Origin of the sequence: Psychrobacter sp. CAL346-MNA-CIBAN-0220, assembly GCF_040309805.1 — a bacterium.
Taxonomy (GTDB): domain Bacteria; phylum Pseudomonadota; class Gammaproteobacteria; order Pseudomonadales; family Moraxellaceae; genus Psychrobacter.
Genome location: NZ_JBEOPF010000194.1, coordinates 1 through 278 on the forward strand (window position 1 = coordinate 1; position 278 = coordinate 278).

General features: G+C 43.5%; 1 pseudogene. It reads right to left on the bottom strand.

The annotated features are described in order from the left end of the window. Positions 1-278: pseudogene (locus AAEY88_RS13290) on the bottom strand (xylose isomerase); the annotation flags it as partial.

Here is a 278-nt window from a genome sequence, read left to right on the forward strand (position 1 = left end):
GCATAACGTTGTTCAACAAATGAAGATAATGGAGCCTCTTCAATAAGTTGAGCTGCATTCAATAATGATTTAGCCATGGTGTCCATACCACCAATATGGCCATGGAACAGATCCTCACGTTCGCATGACTGACGACGAAGCTTAGTGTCGAAGTTTAAACCGCCAGTGGTAAAACCACCTGATTTTAAGATTTCGTACATCACTAAAGTACATTCCGCGACATCGTTTGGATATTGGTCAGTGTCCCAACCATTTTGCATGTCGCCACGGTTGGCATC